This is a genomic window from Dysgonomonas sp. 37-18 (assembly GCF_001899125.1).
Lineage (GTDB): Bacteria > Bacteroidota > Bacteroidia > Bacteroidales > Dysgonomonadaceae > Dysgonomonas.
Map to the genome: position 1 here is coordinate 1 of NZ_MKVC01000043.1, position 18452 is coordinate 18452.

Below are 18452 nucleotides of genomic sequence, written 5' to 3' on the forward strand. Positions count from 1 at the left end.
GCGTAAAAGTGGGAGAGTAGGTTACCGCCGTTTTAAACGCAAAGTCCGTATACATCTAATTGTATACGGACTTTTGCTATTGATACAATCCAAGCATAAAAAGGATAATAGGAAGATACAAATACATATCAGACAGCATAAGAAAAGGAGAGCCTATCATAGCTCTCCTTTTTTGTTTACAAAAGATAAAATGATGTATACAATATGTCTTTTTTACAAAATCACATTCAGATTGTTACGGTTTTCGTAAATATAATTGTCCTGAACACTTTTTGCGTAGTTGATAATATCAGATACCGTTAATTTGGTATTAGGATCGTTCAATATATATTGTACATAAAATCCACGAGTATAACCGCGAGGTAATTCTATATATCCTTCCGGTGGCGAGTCTTTAAGTCCTAATTTTTTTATGTCTGTTTTGTCCTTATTGATATACAATTTATATCCTAGCTCTATATCTGTTAATGGCCTGCACCAACGTACATTGAGATAGTGATATGATTCATACTCTTTGCTAGTTATATAATCATGTATGCCTACATACCCAAGAGTATTATTTGTGTTTTGTACAGATAAATATACAGTATAAAATAGATGATAGATATCACCTCTTAGACCATCATCATAGCAGCCGCCATTAGGTCCCAAGCCATTACACCATCTACCATTTCCATTTAGACGGGCTCCTCCGGGCATCATATTGAAACCATATATATTTGTTGATTTTTCGAACCAATAAACTTTATATGGGCTATTATTTCCTTGATAGATATTAAAGGCTAATGGATTCTCTCCATTCATGCTACTTAATGCGAAACGTACATCTCTTTCGTTAAGATTTGTATGAGTAGCATCATGCGATGTATTAAATGGCGACATAGCAAATAATTGCCTGTAATCGGCAGGAAAAGGTAACCTCCAACCTTCAATCTTATTGCCATTCTCGTCAGCCATAAAGCAGTACTTATTCATATATTCTATACTCGGATAGCTGTAATATCTTCCATAGTATTTTTCAAAATTGGTTATATTCGATAATTGATAATATTGGGGATCGATGCGCACACGTTCAAGATATCTATTTAAGATATTTTGAGTGATAGGTACGTCATTTTCGAAGCCATTCCCTTTTTTTATTGTATGAGTAAAATTCCTATCGATCCAGTAATATTCTCCAATACGCACAGCATTATATTCCCCTAAGTTTATAAGCCCTTGATAATTTATGAATTGCAAGGTCTGCTCTTCCGGTATTTCTTTCAATTTAGAATCTATATACGAGAATGTAGCTTCGATACAAGAGTACTTTAGAATAATTTCTATTCGTTTTTGGCTGGCATCATAGTTATCTGGAGAACTTATTTCTTCTATCACATATTTCCCTATAGCTAGATTTGTGATATTCATTGTTCCGGATGTAAGTATATATGTGCCTACAACTTGATTATTAACATTTAGAATCTGATATTGTCCACCACTTATAAGTGATTTATTGTTAATGTTTTTAGCAGATATTGTAAGGCAAGTACCTGTTCCATTTTGGTTCTCATTGCATGCTTTAGATATCAGGGCAATGAAGAGTAGTATACTGGTGTATACAAATAATTTGTTTTTCATTATTCATGTTTTAGCAAGTTTGCTAATTCTATTGAAACTTAAAATATAAATAGAGCATTTATTATCCACATGATGTATACAAACATATTCTTATTGTATACTTAAAACGTCTTTGTGACACAATTGTTTTTTTTGTAATGTTAAAAGAATAGGGGCTAAAGATTTTTTAAGAATTTCAAATTCTCTTTTTATATATAGAAAAATGAATGCACTTATAAAAAATGTATCTTTGCCCGTAGATTTAAATAAAATAATTTAGATATGCCAAGAATATCTATAATAACACCAACATACAATTCTGAAAATACATTACAAGGAACAATTGAAGCCTTGTTAAGACAAACCTTCTCTGACTTTGAATATATCATCATCGATGCGGTATCTAAAGACCAAACTCTGGATAAAATAGAGAGTTATATCCCAGCCTTCGGAAAGAAAGGAGTTACTGTACGCATCGTTAGTGAACCCGACAAAGGTGTTTATGATGCGATGAATAAAGGAATATCTCTTGCTACTGGAAAGTTGATAGGGATAACCAACTCTGATGATTGGTATGAGGATAATACCCTCGAAGTTATGTGGAACAAGTTTTCTGACGGAGTGGTAGATCAGAGCAATTCTATGATATACGGTATAGAGCGCGTGTGGAAAGACGATAAGATTTTTAATGTACAACGCCGTGGAGCTTCGTTTATATCGGAGAGTGTACTGCCTCACTCTACATTTTTTGTATCTAAAGAAGTTTACAATAAATACGGAGCATTTGATCTTTCTATAAAGGTCTTGGCTGATTATGACTTTATTTGTAGATGTGTAAGTAAAGGTGTAAAGCTCGAAGAAGTGGATGTCGTGATTTCTAACTTCAGATTAGGTGGCATATCGTCTTCTTATTTCGATTTTTATTCCGATTATTATATGATACAGCATAAATATGGCTTTATATCAGATAAAAAATACAAGGAATATAAATGCATCCTTAGTTTGAAGAAAATCATAAACAGGTTTATGAAAAAATGGTAGACGCTTGCTAATCAATATCCAACTAAAAAGAGAAAAGGGATTCCCTCTTCTCTTTTTTAGTTTATAATATGCCGTATTAATTACTTTAACTGTGGATCCATCCAACTTAATCTGTTTTTTATCCATGTTTTAAGATAATTGACTTCACCTTGATAACTTCCAGTCACAATAGGGTTAGGCCAGACCTGCATATTAAGTATTGGCCATTTCTGAAAATTATAATATTGAGATACATTTATTTTTCCAGCCATGTTATCAATAAACGTATTTATATTTGCGTCACTTAATTCATTTCCGCGTAATTCGTTCCATCTGTCTTTTACCATATTTTCAAATTCGGGATGAGAGAAAAATTGTTGATACCAAGGAGCTCTTGTACGTGCGTGCCATTCTGATATCATATCACAGTTGTCATAATTTACATTCCCAAAAGCAATATCATAATCCCATACCGGTCCGAAATATAGCTTATCGTCGCCTCTGTTTTTATAGACGAATGTACTTAGGCGTAGGTTGCCATCAACGTTTTTCGATAATTCGTTTAGTAATAAATAATCAATGAATGATTGCATATCCAAATACTTCGGTAATTCTTCTACAGGGTTTACATCATCTTTTCCGTATATGATGTTTTCTATATTTTGGATATAGCTTGATATATATTCTTTTTGATCAGCGGGTATGTCTTCCGGCGTGTTTACACAGAATGTCATTTTTGCTTCTAGTGTTTCAAACCATACAGGTTCTCCTTTTCGCTCATCTATTTCGAGCAGATATCCTCCTGTAATATCTGTATCTGTTGCTTTCAATTCGGGGATATTAACCCTGTTTTTGTCTACGCGTATATGTTCTCCAAGCATGTAATTTCCAATATATTCTCCATTAAGCAAAACATCCACATACTGCATGCGTGGAGTCCAAGCAAATCCCATACGACGGCTGATTTCGAACGCTAGCTCGTTTCGCATCAATGTCTTATCCGAGTAATTGGCAAGCAACACCCAATGTTTGTTTTTAGGCATGCCCAATACTTGCGCCGATTCTTTTAGTTTCAGTTTGTAAGGTTTCTTTTCCATTCCCCACGTACTGTTTCCACGACCTTTTATTTCGGTGTCAGCTTCCATTAGCTTCTCTTTTATAACCCCTTTATTATCCCTTGATTCTATCTTTATGGTTGCGTCCATATAGTCATCCTTCGATATAATTGGTGTGCCGTTTTTAGTATTGATAGTCAGTAGCGGGAAATAGTACCCTTCGAGAGGTGCCGGCGGAGCAGCTTCTTGTTGTATACTTACTTTTTGTATTTTTGTTTTGGTTTTTATAAGTAACTGTGTTGTAAGCGTAACCTCTTGTGTATTTTCTTTGGCTTCTACAGTGATCGTTACATCTCCCTTTCCCGACATGGGGCTCACAGTACACCATAAGGGAATATTCTTGTCAATTTCCCACTTGGTATTTGATTTGATCGTAATGCTTTGTTTTTCAGTTGAAACTTTAAAAAATAATTGACTTTTTGATAGACTGAGTGTCTCTTCTATTTCATTGTCTTTATCAGAGCAACTTGTTATAGAAAAGAGGATGCTTAAAATAAAAAATAGAAATGCGAATTGTTTTTTCATCGTATTCGGTTAAATTTATTTATTGGACATATCGAAGAATACAAAGAAAACAAAAGCAATCAGAATTTTATTGGCTTTTGCATGTTTTTATATAAATAAAATTGTTAATTTTTTCATTCTTTTCTTTATTTATAAGCAAGCAAAACGATGGCTTCTATTCTTGCTTATGTGGATAAAAATCTGTATATTTGTTAGATTTTTCAAACGCAAAACCTCAGGCGATTATTCGCCTATTTAATAGCAAAATATAAATATGACTGAGAACCAAAAAATTGCAAGCGAATCTTATTCCGCACAAAATATTCAAGTGCTGGAAGGCCTTGAAGCTGTAAGGAAAAGACCCGCGATGTATATCGGTGATATAAGCGAAAAAGGATTACACCATCTTGTGTATGAAGTTGTAGACAACTCTATTGACGAGGCATTGGCCGGATATTGTGATGATATCAAAGTCACTATACACGAGGATAATTCGATAACAGTACAAGACAATGGTCGTGGTATCCCGGTGGATATAATGGCTAAAGAGAAAAAATCGGCTCTAGAGGTCGTTCTTACAGTCTTGCATGCCGGAGGTAAATTCGACAAAGGAACTTACAAAGTTTCAGGAGGTCTTCACGGTGTAGGGGTGTCGTGTGTCAACGCATTGTCTACATACCTAAAAGCTGAAGTACACAAACAAGGGAATGTATATGTACAGGAATATTCTTGTGGAAAACCCTTGACTGGTGTAGAAAAAATAGGAACTACAGATCATACAGGTACAATTATAACTTTCAAGCCGGATGATTCTATATTTGTAGTAACAGAGTACAAATATGATACATTGGCGTCACGTCTTCGCGAACTGGCTTTTCTTAATGCCGGAGTTCGTTTATCGTTGGTCGATCATCGTCAGGTAAAACAAGATGGAACATTCAAGACAGATACTTTCTTCTCTGAAAAAGGGCTGGAAGAATTTGTACGATATATAGATGCGTCGAAAGAAGCATTAATAGAAGATGTAATACACATTGTTACCGAAAAGCAAGGAGTACCGGTAGAAGTGGCGATGACATATAATACATCTTATAATGAGAACGTATATTCGTATGTAAATAATATACACACCATAGAAGGTGGTACACACCTTACGGGATTTCGCCGTGGGTTGTCTCGTACGCTGAAGAAGTATGCTGATGACTCGAAGATGCTTGAGAAAGTGAAGGTGGAAATTAATGGTGATGACTTCCGTGAAGGACTTACTGCTGTTGTTTCTATCAAAGTTGCTGAGCCTCAGTTTGAAGGACAGACAAAGACTAAGCTTGGTAACAATGAGGTTATTGGAGCTGTTGATCAGGCTGTTGGAGAGGCTTTGGGTATTTATCTTGAAGAGCATCCGAAAGAAGCAAAAATCATTGTAGAAAAAGTTATTCTTGCAGCAACGGCACGTGCTGCGGCTCGTAAAGCCCGTGAGTTGGTACAACGTAAATCTCCGCTTACAGGTGGTGGTTTGCCGGGAAAACTGGCTGACTGTTCGAGTAAAGATGCTTCGATATGTGAGATTTTCCTTGTCGAAGGAGACTCTGCGGGTGGTACAGCAAAACAAGGTCGTGACCGTGGGTTCCAAGCAATTCTTCCTCTTAGGGGTAAGATTCTGAATGTGGAGAAAGCTATGCCTCACAAAGTTCTCGAAAGTGATGAGATAAAAAATATATATACAGCACTGGGCGTAACGATAGGAACGGACGAAGACTCTAAAGAGTTGAACCTCCAAAAGCTTCGTTATCAAAAAGTGGTGATCATGACCGATGCCGATGTGGACGGAAGCCACATTGCAACGCTGATTCTTACTTTCTTCTTTCGCCATATGAAAGCACTGTTGGAGAAAGGGTATATCTATATTGCAACGCCTCCGCTTTATCTTTGCCGCAAGGGTAAAAATGAAGAGTATTGCTGGGACGATCGCCAACGCCGTGCATTTATCGAGAAATATGCGGATGGTGACGAAAATGCTATTCACACACAGCGATATAAAGGTCTTGGAGAAATGAATGCCGAGCAGCTTTGGGATACTACAATGAATCCTGAGCACCGTACATTGCGTCAGGTGACGATCGAAAATGCTGCTGAAGCCGATCATGTTTTCTCTATGCTGATGGGTGAAGATGTAGCTCCACGCCGTGAGTTTATCGAAGAAAATGCAACTTATGCTAAGATTGATGCATAAGTAGGATATTACAAAATAGAAAAAGCCGTAATTTGATTCAAATTACGGCTTTTTTGTGTATAATTACTTCGTCCTTTCGAATCTTCGTTCTTTCGGATTTGCAATCCGAAAATATTTATTGTAGGATTTAAAATCCTTTGATACAAAAGCTTTCGGATTGCAAATCCGAAAAGACGATAGGACTAAATATCGTTTCCCTTGCAGAGTTTAAGAGCTCTGTTATTAGTAAATAAGACAATCTCATTTAGGGTATTGTCATAAGTAGTCACCTTATTTTTTTTATTGATTTATATCGAAAAATGAAGCGAAAATTATTTTTGTAACTATCTTTGAATTATAATCTTATCTGATATACTGAATGCTTGTATATAAAAAAATAAGGATTTATTATTTTTCGGGAACAGGGAATGCAAAAAGGATTTCCTATTGGATTCGAGAATTTGCTGCCGAGAAGAATATAATATGCAATTTAGAGAATATAGATACAGCAAGACACAACAGTATTGACATAGACCCTGACACTTTGGTAATTATTATTTCACCAATACATGGATTCAACTATCCCCCAATAACCCTCGACTTTATTCGCCGATTTCCAAAAGGCTTTAACGATATTATATTGATGAATACAAGAGCCGGACTAAAGATTGGTAAAACAGTAACACCGGGTTTGACCGGAATCGCATTTTTTGTATCAACAATAATGCTAAAAATGAAAGGGTATAAGATTAAAGGACAAATACCTTTCGATATGCCGTCTAATTGGATGTCGATCCATCCCGCATTGAGTGAGAACGCTGTGGCATTTTTGCATGAAGCTAATTTTTATAAAGTAAAGAAATATTGTGACAGAATATTTGAAGGAAATTCTGTTTTTGTATCATACAGGGATATTGTTCAAGATATACTGATATCCCCTATATCTTTAGGATATTATATTGCAGGGCGTTTTGCCTTTGCAAAATCATTCTATGCTTCAACTGCTTGTGATGGATGCCAGCTGTGTGTGAAACAATGTCCTGTGAAAGCAATTAAAATTTTAAACAAGCGTCCTTTTTGGCTCTTGAAGTGTGAGAGCTGTATGCGATGTATGTCTCTTTGTCCTAAAAGAGCAATAGAAAGTGCTCACGGACTCTTTGTTATTATAAGTATATTCTATTCTACACTTGCAACTTATCTGTTAAACAAATTATCTTCCGATTTTTTGCATTATCCTTTTGTCGAAAAAGTCTTTTCTTTTATCGTCTTTTTTATTCTTCTCATTGTTTTCTATCGGATTCAACATCTTTTTCTTTTGAATAAATACACCGGACGGCTAATTTCATTTTTCTCTCTTACTCATTATAAATTCTGGGGAAGATACAGATCTATTGCTGATGCTATATGGAGGCAAAAGAAAAATTGAAAAGATATCCATCTAAAACATATTTATCACTTTCCTAAATAATTATCTATTATAAACAACTTATTATAATAGATATGGCAAAGTACACAGAAAAACTAGTAGAGAAGATTGTTACACTGATAGAAGCAGACACTTATTCTATCTCGGAGATATGCAGCATATTAAAAATCAGCAGAAAGTCTTTTTATGAATGGAAAGATACAAAGCCCGAATTCAGAGAAGCAATAGAAAAAGCGATAGACCGTCGTGATGATAAACTACTGATGCTGGCTCGCAAGTCACTAAAAAGGAAACTGGAAGGTTATACCCTTACAGAGACAAAGACGATATACGTTCCCGATAAAAATAACCCGGATGAGTTGGTGCTAAAATCGCAGATCGTAAAACAAAAAGAATATGCCCCTGATACCCATGCGATAAAACTTACACTTTCTCGTCAAGATAGTAAAGCCAATAAAGAAGAGGAGAACTCCCAGTCTGCTTTAACCATTATTGTTCGTGATCCGAAAACAGCAGAGAATCTAAATCTGTTGCGTGAGAATTTAAGGAAAGGAAACACCCCCAAAAAAGATAAGGATTTACATCCGCAAAAAGACGGTATATCCTCCAAGCCACAAAATATAGCAGATTGTTCTACAGTAGAGAGTGATGAAGCAAGTAATGAAAACACGGAAGTTGAGCTTAAACCGAAATTCGTTAAGGTTGAGAGTAGTGGCGAAGTCTTACCTCCCGGATATCTTTACAGAAGGTGACAATATATAAACAGTATGATATGTGTTACTTTTGTCACTTTTTGGAGTTAGACGCCTTGCTTGTTTTAGTGTAGTGAGGGTACTAATCGAAAAAACTCTTAAATGAAACCTCTACCTCACAACAAATCTCTATATTTGTAGATTGTATTCTGTAAAATAAACTAGTATAAGATGGCAATTAAGAACATATACATTACATGCATGTCTTTGATTTTTATAGCATGCTCTTGTGGTAAAACAACTCAAAATGCGAATACGATGGCTGACTCGTATCAGAAAGTATCGCCGGACTTCAACGCCGATAGCGCATACGCTTATGTAGACAGACAAGTTGCATTCGGATACCGTGTTCCGAACACTAAAGAACACGTTGCTTGCGGCGATTATCTGGTAGCTGAAATGAAGCGTTTCGGAGCACAAGTGCAGGAGCAGAAGATGGTTGTAACGGCATACGATGGCACAAAGCTTAATGCCCGCAATATAATAGCCTCTTATGGCTTAGATAAGAAAAACAGGGTGCTACTTTTTGCCCATTGGGACACACGTCCGTACTCAGATCAGGATCCTGATCCGGCTAATCTTAAGAAACCGCTGCTGGGTGCTAATGACGGCGCCAGTGGAGTAGGAGTATTGATGGAGGTAGCAAGAGTACTTCAGTCGAAAGCTCCTCAGGTGGGAGTAGACATCATCTTTTTTGATGCAGAAGATTATGGCATTCCTGCTTTTGCGGAGAAATCTTTGATTAAAGGAGAAACATGGTGTTTAGGCTCTCAGTACTGGGCAAATAATCCGCATGTGCCAAACTATAAAGCTAAATTCGGGATATTATTGGATATGGTTGGAGCAGAAGGTGCAACCTTTTATAGAGAAGCAATATCCAAAGAATATGCAGAAGATATACTTGAAAAAGTATGGAGAACAGCCGGACTGCTTAGTTATGGCAAGTTCTTTATTGGTAAAGATGTGGGTGGAGTAACAGACGATCATGTTCCTGTAAATCAGATTCGCAAGATACCGAGTATCGATATTATCGATTATCGTCAGGATATGGATCATGGGTTCTTCCATTCATGGCATACGCAAAAAGATGATATGCGCAATATCAGTAAAGAAACATTGAAGGCCGTAGGACAAACAGTGCTGGAGGTTGTATATAAGGAAAAATAAACAGAGGGAATAAATGGCTACAATAAACGAAGTTCAAGACGAGATTATAGAAGAATTTTCGATGTTTGACGATTGGATGGATCGTTACGCATTATTGATAGAATTGGGAAATTCATTGGATAAATTAGACGATAAGAATAAGACAGAAGACAATCTTATTGTTGGTTGCCAAAGCCGTGTATGGTTGCAGGCAGATTACATCGACGGTAAAATAGTGCTTAAAGCGGAGAGCGATGCCGTAATCGTAAAAGGCATTATCGCTCTACTGATAAAGGTGTTGTCGAACCGTACGCCGGATGAAATTATAAATACCGATCTTTACTTTATAGAGAAGATTGGGTTGAAAGAAAACCTTTCGCCTACACGCTCCAACGGGCTTGTGTCTATGATAAAGCAAATCCGTTTTTATGCGATGGCATATAAGGCGAAGGAAATCGGTGAGGTAGGAGCTTAACGCTTGGGGGTAATCAAAAAGCCCTGTAAACGATCATACGTCCGTTTGTTTCTATCCTAAACTCATCGCTTGTAGACTCGTTCAGGGTGGCTTGCCACCAGTTGGTAAAAGTCCGCTTTTCGATAGCATACAAAAGATTGTGCGATGTTACAATGCTCTGATCTATGCAGAACAAAGAGACTTGCTGTCCTTTATAGCTTTCGAAAAGAGAGGTGGAGCCTATTCCGTTAAATACACCGTAGTTGGTAATCATTTCCACGTCGGCATCATTCATATACTCGCATAGCAGGCTTATATTGGCAATGGTATGATCTTCCCGTTTGCCTGTTGCGCCGAGTATCGTCAACTCTTTTCTTCCTTGTTTCAAGCAGAATCGTACGGCTTTTGTAAGGTCGTTGGTCTCCTGTTCGGGTATTCTATGTATAATATCTGCAAACCGTATTTGGTTCTCTTCCGAGAGCGAATCACAATCGCCAACTATTGCGTCGGGTAATCTGCTTGTGTTTGCCAGATTATTGGTTGCTCCGTCGCAACATACAAGGTACTTGCAGTTGTTGAGTATCGATAAAGCTAAAGGATTGGAAGGGAAATTGCCATTTGCCAGTATGGCAGTATCTGTCCGGCGGTTTATATCGGGGAGATTGTATTTTTTCATTCTGAAATTATCATATAATAAGAGGAGGTAAAATTAGTAAATAGTTTAGTATTAAGTTTTATTGATGTGAAGAAAGTAAAATAAAAGCTGATCTGTTTTATAGGGAAGATTAATCATAGTAAAGAACGAGGTTAATTTTTTATAGTAAATTATTTAAACATCGAGAATAAAATCACGACCTTTGCAACTTGTAATTTTTTTGACGAAAAAATCAATAAAAATGATAGAAATAAATAAAGTACCGTCACCTTGCTTTGTGATGGAAGAAGAATTGCTTAGAAACAATCTCAGTCTTATCAAATCGGTAAAAGATAGGGCAGGAGTGAATATTATATTAGCTTTCAAGGCGTTTGCAATGTGGAAATCGTTCCCTATTATAAGAGAATACATACCATGTTCTACAGCAAGTTCTGTGTATGAAGCGCAATTGGCGTATGAAGAAATGGGAAGCTTGGCTCATACTTTTTCTCCTGCATATACACCCGAAAATTTTCCTCTTTTCATGCGTTATAGCAGTCATATTACGTTCAACTCTTTATCGCAGTTCGATCGGTTTTATCCTGAAACGTTGAAGCATTCTCATAAAGTATCTTGCGGTTTACGTATCAATCCCGAATATTCTACAGTAGAGACTGATTTATATAATCCGGCTACTCCGGGTTCACGTCTCGGTATCTCTTTGGATCAGTTGGGGGACAGGTTACCCGAAGGTGTAGAAGGACTGCATTTTCATACATTGTGCGAATCGTCGTCATATGACTTAGAGAAAACACTGGAAGTGATTGAGCAGAAGTTTGGGCATTTATTGTCGCAGGTGAAGTGGTTTAATATGGGAGGCGGACACCTTATGACTCGAAAAGATTATGACGTGGAACATCTCATCGGCTTACTTAAATCTTTTAAATCGAAGTATCCCAATCTTGAGATTATCATGGAGCCGGGGAGTGCTTTTGCTTGGCAAACAGGAGTTCTAGTTTCTACAGTGGTAGATATTGTAGAGAACAGGGGTATTAAGACAGCAATACTCGATGTGTCTTTTGCATGCCATATGCCCGATTGTTTGGAAATGCCTTACAAACCGCATATCAGAGGTGCATATCACGAACCGGTAGAAGGACTGCCAACTTATCGTATGGGAGGAAGTAGTTGCCTGAGTGGTGATTTTGTTGGAGAATGGTCTTTTGATGAACCTCTTCTTATAGGTGATAAGATTATATTCGAAGATATGATTCATTATACAATCGTGAAGACTACTATGTTTAATGGTATATCTCATCCGGCTATTGCTCTTTGGAATAAGTCTGACCAGTTGGAAATTTACAGGGAATTTAGTTACGAGGATTATAAAACTCGTATGAGCTAGAATGTTAAATATTAGATCATAAACAATATAGGTTTAAGGATGGCGTTTCATAGATAGAACTAACTTATTTAAGGAAATTGCCTATGAAAAAAAACTATACTCATAAGCTGTGCAAAAGTGTTGATAATGAAGGGGAGGTTGTCGCACCTGCCAAAAGTACGCTGGACTTTCTGAAACAGTTTGCACGAACATATTATGCTGAGAAATCTTTGCCAAGATCACTAAATGAGTTTTGTGTGAATTGATAAATATCTCAGAAAAAAATAAAGGGTATAGACATTTGATGTTTGTACCTTTTTTCTTTTTGTCACTTGTGCTCTTTTTCGTATTTTTGCTTTGAAGGATGATAACATCAAATTTATAACTTATAATTCAATAGTATGCACCATAAAATAGCTCCGTCATTATTGTCAGCTGATTTTCTTAATTTGCAAGCCGATATAGAAATGGTAAACAATAGTGAAGCCGATTGGTTTCATTGTGATGTAATGGACGGAACATTTGTTCCCAATATCTCGTTCGGTTTTCCGATAATTAAGCAGATCAGTAAAATGGCAAAGAAACCATTGGATGTACATCTGATGATTGTAAACCCCGATCAGTATATTCCTGTTGTAAAGGATGCGGGTGCTTATCTGATGAATGTGCATTACGAGGCTTGTGTACACTTGCATCGAACTATTGCTGCAATACACGATGCGGGGATGAAAGCTGCCGTTACTTTAAATCCTCATACTCCTGTTAGTTTACTCGAAGATATACTTCAGGATTTGGATATGGTATTGCTTATGTCTGTTAATCCGGGCTTTGGTGGTCAGAAGTTTATAGAGCGCACACTCGATAAAGTGTCTTGTCTTAAAGATATGATTGTAAGACGAGGGTTACATACTCTTATCGAAGTAGATGGTGGTGTAAATTTGGAAACGGGAAAACGCTTGGTTGATGCCGGAGCAGATGTTCTGGTTGCCGGGAATGCTGTATTTGCAGATGCCAACCCGACAGAAATGATTCATAAACTGAAAAGTCTGTAATAGACTTGATGTAGTATTTTAACAGGTGCTGTGGAATGAGAAATCCATTGTCGAAAATACCATTCCTTTTCCTCTTGCTCTCGCTGATTGTAGGTATTCTGTTTCAGTACTATTTTAAGAACGAATATATAAGCATAGTCTTTTTCCTGTCAGGAACTATGGCTATGCTTTTGTCATACTTTGTGCCAAAAGATCGGCGATTTTCTTTACGCTGGCTCTTTGGTTTGGGCGTAGTTTTAGCAACTGTCGGAATAGGAGCTTTCTCTACAGCGCATCGTCAGCACTTATCTGAATATACTTTTTCGGGGACAAGAAACCTTTATAGAGGTATTGTAACAGACTCTCCTCAAGAAAAAGCTAAGACTGTCGCATATCGGGTGTTTTTACCCGATGAAGATAAGCAGGTAGTCTGTTATTTTCAAAGAGACTCGTTGATCTCCGAACGATTGAATCCGGGGGATGAGTTCCTTTTTTATGGTGAGGTTCAGCCCTTCCGAAATATGGGAAATCCGGATGATTTTGATTATGTCAGGTATATGTACAATCAGAACTTTATAGGTTCTGTTTATGTCTCATCAGATGCTTATAGAAGGACAAGAGAAGTCTCATCTAACCTTAAGTATCAAGCTTTACGTTGCAGGCGAGCTATTCTCGATTTCTATAAGGCTTTGGATCTGAAAGAGACAGAGTATGCTGTTCTGTCGGCGTTGACTCTTGGCTATCAGAACGAATTGAGTGATAATCTGAAACAAGGATTCAGGACGACGGGAACCGTACATGTTTTATCCGTGAGCGGGTTACATGTTGGTATTATTTATGTAATGATGACTTTCCTGCTCAGCTTTGTTCATCGAAATTCAAAGTACTATTGGATAAAGCCAGTCCTTATAATTCTTTTATTGTGGGGGTATGCTTTTATTACGGGTTTGCCTCCTTCGGTAGTTAGGGCAAGCGCAATGTTAAGTGTGTTCTGTGTATCGGAAATAGTTAGGCGAAAAAGCTTTTCTATTCACGCCTTGTTCATCGCTACATTCTTTATGCTTTTAGTCAACCCTTTCTCTTTGTTTGATATTGGGCTGCAATTAAGTTTCATGTCCGTACTCTCTATTTTATATCTTCACCCAAAGATGTCGGGTCTGATTAAGATAAAGAATAAGTATATAAGATATATCTGGCAGATGTTTGCTCTTTCAGTTGTTGCGCAGTTGGCTACGTTTCCTATTTGCCTTTACTATTTCGGAACGTTCCCTACATATTTCTTTATTGCCAATCTGATTATAGTCCCTGTCGTTTCTTTGATTATGTATGCTGCGGGAGGAATTGTCTTTGCAAAGGTGTTGAGTTTTGTATTCTCTGATTTTAGTTATTACTTATACTATCTTCCGGTGAAACTTTTACAGGTATTAATTAGTTTTATGACCTACGCAATTCATTTATTTGAACAATTACCCTTTGCTCTTTTGCAAAATGTAAAAGTTTCCTTTGTCGACTTGTTGTTGATCTTTACGATGATAATCGGGATATTGGTTTTCCTTATATATAAGAAATCGAAGGCTTTAATTGTAGGCTTAACCGCCATATTGGCATTGCTTACGAGTCATATTCACAGCAAGGTAGTTGATAATACAGAAGTGATAACTGTTTATAATAGAAGTCAGGCTTCAGAGATAAAATGGAGTAAGTCTGGGGTTCAAACAGATATCCTGCCGGGTGATACCACTAGTGACTATATATACATTGGTTATCAAACAAACAATATGCTGATTTTGTCTTCTGATAACTGGAAAGAGAAGGTTACAGAGGAAAGATTTAAGGTTAACAATTTAGTGCTTACTCACAGTAACAGTTTCTCTTTATATTCTTTAACTCAGCTCTTTTGGATAGAAAATGTAGTTTTAGATGCTTCATTATCAAGATATACTAGGCACCGACTAGCTAAAGAATGTCAAAAACTAAATATTCCTTATCATGATGTAACTCAAAGTGGTGCATTTAGTTTGATTTTTTAGTACTTTTGTTGTTTGTATTTTAATTAGAATAAGGAGTTCTTGTAAATGATATCGAAAATAATAGCTAGTCAGAAGATAACAGCGGTAGAAGAGCTACTCGATCAATATGACAAAATTGTAATAGTTACCCATGTCTCTCCTGATGGAGATGCTATTGGATCTTCTCTTGGTTTGTACCATTATTTGAATGACTTGGGTAATGATGTAAATATTATAGTTCCTAATTCATTTCCTGATTTTTTGAAATGGATACCCGGAGCGAAGGATATTTTTGATTATGAAAAATATCCTGAATATGCTCAAAAGCTTATAGCAGAGGCTGAGCTTATCTTTTGTCTCGACTTTAATGTGCCAAAGCGGTCACATCATTTGGCTCCATTTATTGAGGCTGCTAAGGGAAAGAAAGTCTTGATAGATCATCACCCTGATCCAACAGAGTTCTGTGATGTGATGATTTCATACCCTGAAATATCATCTACTAGCGAACTCGTGTTTCGTTTGATTTGCCGTATGGGCGATTTTGAAGTGATGAGTTATAATACTGCTACTGCTATTTATACCGGTATGATGACCGATACAGGAGCATTTACTTACAACTCCAATAATATTGAAATATATTATATCATAGGAGAATTACTGAAAAAAGGAATAAATAAAGATCAGATATATTCGAATGTATATCACAACTATACCGAAGATCGTTATCGTATGTTAGGATATACATTAAGTGAGAAAATGAAGGTTTATCCTGGATATAACTCAGCTCTCATTTGGCTGACGAATGAGGAGCAAAGTCGATATAATGTAAAAAAGGGTGATACTGAGGGTTTTGCAAATTTGCCGTTGAATATAAAAGGAATTATTTTTTCAGTTTTTATTCGTGAAGACAATGATTTTATAAAAATTTCGTTTCGTTCACAAGGAGACTTTCCTAGCAATCAATTTGCTTCTAAATGTTTTAACGGTGGTGGTCACCTGAATGCAGCAGGAGGAGAGTTTTACGGAACAATGGATGAGGCTATCGCAATATTTGAAAATGCCTTGCCTGAATTTGGTGACTTATTGAAAAAGAATAATATACTTACTAAATAACATAAATATAAATGAAAAAAATCATTGGTGTTATATTTGCTTTTATCGGATTTGCTATCATATTTGTTGCATGTGGAAGCGAGACTTATGCCGATAAGTTAAAGAAAGAAGAGAAAACAATCAATCGCTTTATCGATACATCAGGTATAAAGGTGATTAATAAATATCCCGAAACCAGAGTTTTTAAAGATAAAGAATATTTCAAAGACCCTAATACAGGTATTTACATTCATGTGATTGATTCGGGAACAAAAGACAAGATCAAATTAGGCGACTATGTGACCATGCGATTTTATGATACAAAAATGCTGCAAACAAATCCCGACACTTTAATTACAAATGATATTCAAGGGGTTACTGAATTTGCATATATGTACATGGATTACGGAAATACCAGTTCGTACTTATTTAGTAACACCAACTATATCTATAGCTTGTCTAGTGAATATTATATGTATTATTTCCTTTCACCGGGATGTGCTTTACCTCTAAGTTATAATCTGGGAAATCAGGCACAGGTAAGCTTAATTGTTCCTTTTTCAAATGGATCTTATTATCAGCAATCAGGATCGTACGAGCCGATATATTATGGACGTCTGAAATATACAATTGTACCTGATGCAAAATAAGTCTTAGACAGTTACTACATTAATATAATAAAAATGACCTTAATTAAATCTATTTCAGGAATTAGAGGAACCATTGGCGGTAGAGTCGGCGATGGATTGAACCCTTTAGATACTGTGAAATTTGTATCAGCCTATGCAACTTTCATTAGAGAAAGTAAGAATAATGATTCGAACAAAATAGTTGTTGGACGCGATGCCCGTATGTCAGGTAAGATGATGGAACAGATTGTTACCGGAACTCTTATGGGGATGGGTTTTGATGTCGTAAATATTGGTTTGGCCACAACACCTACTACCGAGCTGGCCGTAACAATGGAAAAAGCATGTGGTGGAATTATACTCACAGCCAGCCATAACCCAAAACAATGGAATGCATTGAAGCTTCTGAATGAAAAAGGAGAATTCTTAAATGCAAAAGAAGGAGAAGAAGTCCTTCGTATAGCTGAGGCCGAAGATTTTGATTATGCACATATAGATCATGTTGGTACGCTTACAGAAAGAGACTATACAGATAAACATATACAGGCGGTTTTAGATTTAAAGCTTGTAGACGTAGATGCCATTAAAGCCGCAGATTTTGAAGTAGCTATCGATTGTGTAAACTCTGTGGGAGGAATTGTGCTACCTAAACTATTAAAAGCTTTGGGAGTAAATAGAGTCAATGAACTTTACTGCACACCGAATGGTGATTTCCCGCATAATCCTGAGCCTCTGCCAGAGCATCTTAAAGATATATTTACAATGGTAAAGACCACACCTTCTGATGTGGGCTTTGTTGTAGATCCGGATGTAGACCGTTTAGCTATTGTATGCGAGAACGGAGAGTTTTTTGGAGAAGAATACACACTGGTTGCTGTTGCAGACTATGTGTTGAAACATACTCCGGGAAATACAGTATCCAATCTGAGTTCTAGCCGTGCTTTGCGTGATGTAACCCGTAAATACGGTTGTGAATATAATGCTTCTGCAGTAGGAGAGGTGAATGTAACTACGCTGATGAAGGCTACCAATGCCGTGATTGGAGGAGAAGGAAATGGTGGTGTAATCTATCCTGCAAGCCACTATGGACGTGACTCTTTGGTAGGTATTGCATTGTTCCTTTCTCATTTGGCACATGAGAAGAAAAAAGTAAGTGAAATACGTGCATCATATCCCGAATATTTTATTGCAAAACAGAAGGTACAGCTAACGCCAAGTATCGATGTAGATGCTATACTGAAAGCTGTTAAAGAAAAATATGTTCAATATGATGTAACAGATATAGATGGTGTGAAAATAGATTTTCCAGACAAATGGGTGCACCTTCGCAAGTCGAATACCGAACCTATTATCCGGGTGTATTCTGAAGCTCATTCGATGAAAGAGGCAGAGGATATCGGAGCTGAGGTAATGGCTGTTATAATGCAACTTGCAAAATAAAAATAGAA

The 18452-nt window shown here is 36.8% G+C and carries 16 protein-coding genes; 13 read left to right on the top strand and 3 right to left on the bottom strand.

From position 1 onward, the window contains the following. Positions 1-213: 213 nt before the first annotated feature. The gene (locus tag BGO84_RS16685; protein ID WP_291030898.1) at positions 214-1620 is read right to left on the bottom strand and encodes a prealbumin-like fold domain-containing protein; all 1407 of its coding nucleotides are present in this window, start codon (positions 1618-1620) and stop codon (positions 214-216) included. A 261-nt stretch (positions 1621-1881) separates the two neighbouring features. On the opposite strand from BGO84_RS16685, the gene BGO84_RS16690 reads away from it, so the two are divergent. After that, on the top strand, positions 1882-2640 hold the full coding sequence (locus tag BGO84_RS16690) for a glycosyltransferase family 2 protein (protein WP_291030900.1): 759 nt from the start codon (positions 1882-1884) through the stop codon (positions 2638-2640). Between the two features lie 80 nt (positions 2641-2720). Here the strand turns inward: BGO84_RS16690 and BGO84_RS16695 are convergent, their stop codons facing one another. After that, complete coding sequence (locus BGO84_RS16695; protein ID WP_291030902.1) at positions 2721-4259, bottom strand: CotH kinase family protein; 1539 nt, start codon at positions 4257-4259, stop codon at positions 2721-2723. Between the two features lie 253 nt (positions 4260-4512). Between BGO84_RS16695 and gyrB the strand changes: the two genes are divergently transcribed. From gyrB to BGO84_RS16720, 5 genes are all read left to right on the top strand, one after another. After that, positions 4513-6468, top strand: coding sequence for a DNA topoisomerase (ATP-hydrolyzing) subunit B (gene gyrB / locus BGO84_RS16700; RefSeq protein ID WP_283687749.1), 1956 nt, complete (start codon positions 4513-4515; stop codon positions 6466-6468). A gap of 358 nt (positions 6469-6826) precedes the next feature. Continuing rightward, positions 6827-7873 (top strand): EFR1 family ferrodoxin, encoded by a 1047-nt coding sequence (locus BGO84_RS16705; protein ID WP_291030904.1) that lies wholly within the window; start codon positions 6827-6829, stop codon positions 7871-7873. Positions 7874-7947: 74 nt separating this feature from the next. Then, a complete protein-coding gene (locus BGO84_RS16710; RefSeq protein WP_291030906.1) occupies positions 7948-8625 on the top strand; it encodes a bacteriophage terminase small subunit in 678 nt (225 codons plus the stop codon). Between the two features lie 171 nt (positions 8626-8796). Next, positions 8797-9792 carry a M28 family peptidase gene (locus BGO84_RS16715; protein ID WP_291030908.1) on the top strand — a complete coding sequence of 332 codons (996 nt, stop codon included), beginning with the start codon at positions 8797-8799 and terminating at the stop codon, positions 9790-9792. A 13-nt stretch (positions 9793-9805) separates the two neighbouring features. Beyond that, on the top strand, positions 9806-10246 hold the full coding sequence (locus BGO84_RS16720; RefSeq protein WP_006844157.1) for a SufE family protein: 441 nt from the start codon (positions 9806-9808) through the stop codon (positions 10244-10246). Between the two features lie 13 nt (positions 10247-10259). Here the strand turns inward: BGO84_RS16720 and BGO84_RS16725 are convergent, their stop codons facing one another. Next, positions 10260-10901, bottom strand: a complete 642-nt coding sequence (locus BGO84_RS16725; protein WP_291030910.1) for a thiamine diphosphokinase — start codon at positions 10899-10901, stop codon at positions 10260-10262. Positions 10902-11121: 220 nt separating this feature from the next. Between BGO84_RS16725 and nspC the strand changes: the two genes are divergently transcribed. The 7 genes from nspC to glmM all read left to right on the top strand — a co-directional run bounded on the left by nspC (position 11122) and on the right by glmM (position 18444). Next, entirely contained in the window at positions 11122-12264 is a 1143-nt protein-coding gene (gene nspC, locus BGO84_RS16730; protein WP_291030912.1) for a carboxynorspermidine decarboxylase, read from the top strand. An 83-nt stretch (positions 12265-12347) separates the two neighbouring features. Next, complete coding sequence (locus BGO84_RS16735; RefSeq protein WP_006844154.1) at positions 12348-12509, top strand: hypothetical protein; 162 nt, start codon at positions 12348-12350, stop codon at positions 12507-12509. 135 nt (positions 12510-12644) lie between these two features. After that, positions 12645-13295 (top strand): ribulose-phosphate 3-epimerase, encoded by a 651-nt coding sequence (rpe, locus tag BGO84_RS16740; protein ID WP_135107349.1) that lies wholly within the window; start codon positions 12645-12647, stop codon positions 13293-13295. Between the two features lie 35 nt (positions 13296-13330). Further along, positions 13331-15304 carry a ComEC/Rec2 family competence protein gene (locus BGO84_RS16745; protein WP_291030914.1) on the top strand — a complete coding sequence of 658 codons (1974 nt, stop codon included), beginning with the start codon at positions 13331-13333 and terminating at the stop codon, positions 15302-15304. Between the two features lie 45 nt (positions 15305-15349). Beyond that, positions 15350-16396, top strand: a complete 1047-nt coding sequence (locus tag BGO84_RS16750) for a bifunctional oligoribonuclease/PAP phosphatase NrnA (RefSeq protein ID WP_291030916.1) — start codon at positions 15350-15352, stop codon at positions 16394-16396. A gap of 11 nt (positions 16397-16407) precedes the next feature. Further along, the gene (locus BGO84_RS16755) at positions 16408-17025 is read left to right on the top strand and encodes a DUF4827 family protein (protein ID WP_291030918.1); all 618 of its coding nucleotides are present in this window, start codon (positions 16408-16410) and stop codon (positions 17023-17025) included. A 33-nt stretch (positions 17026-17058) separates the two neighbouring features. Next, positions 17059-18444: a phosphoglucosamine mutase gene (glmM, locus tag BGO84_RS16760; protein ID WP_291030920.1), complete on the top strand. Its 1386-nt coding sequence runs from the start codon at positions 17059-17061 to the stop codon at positions 18442-18444. The last annotated feature ends 8 nt before the right edge of the window (positions 18445-18452 follow it).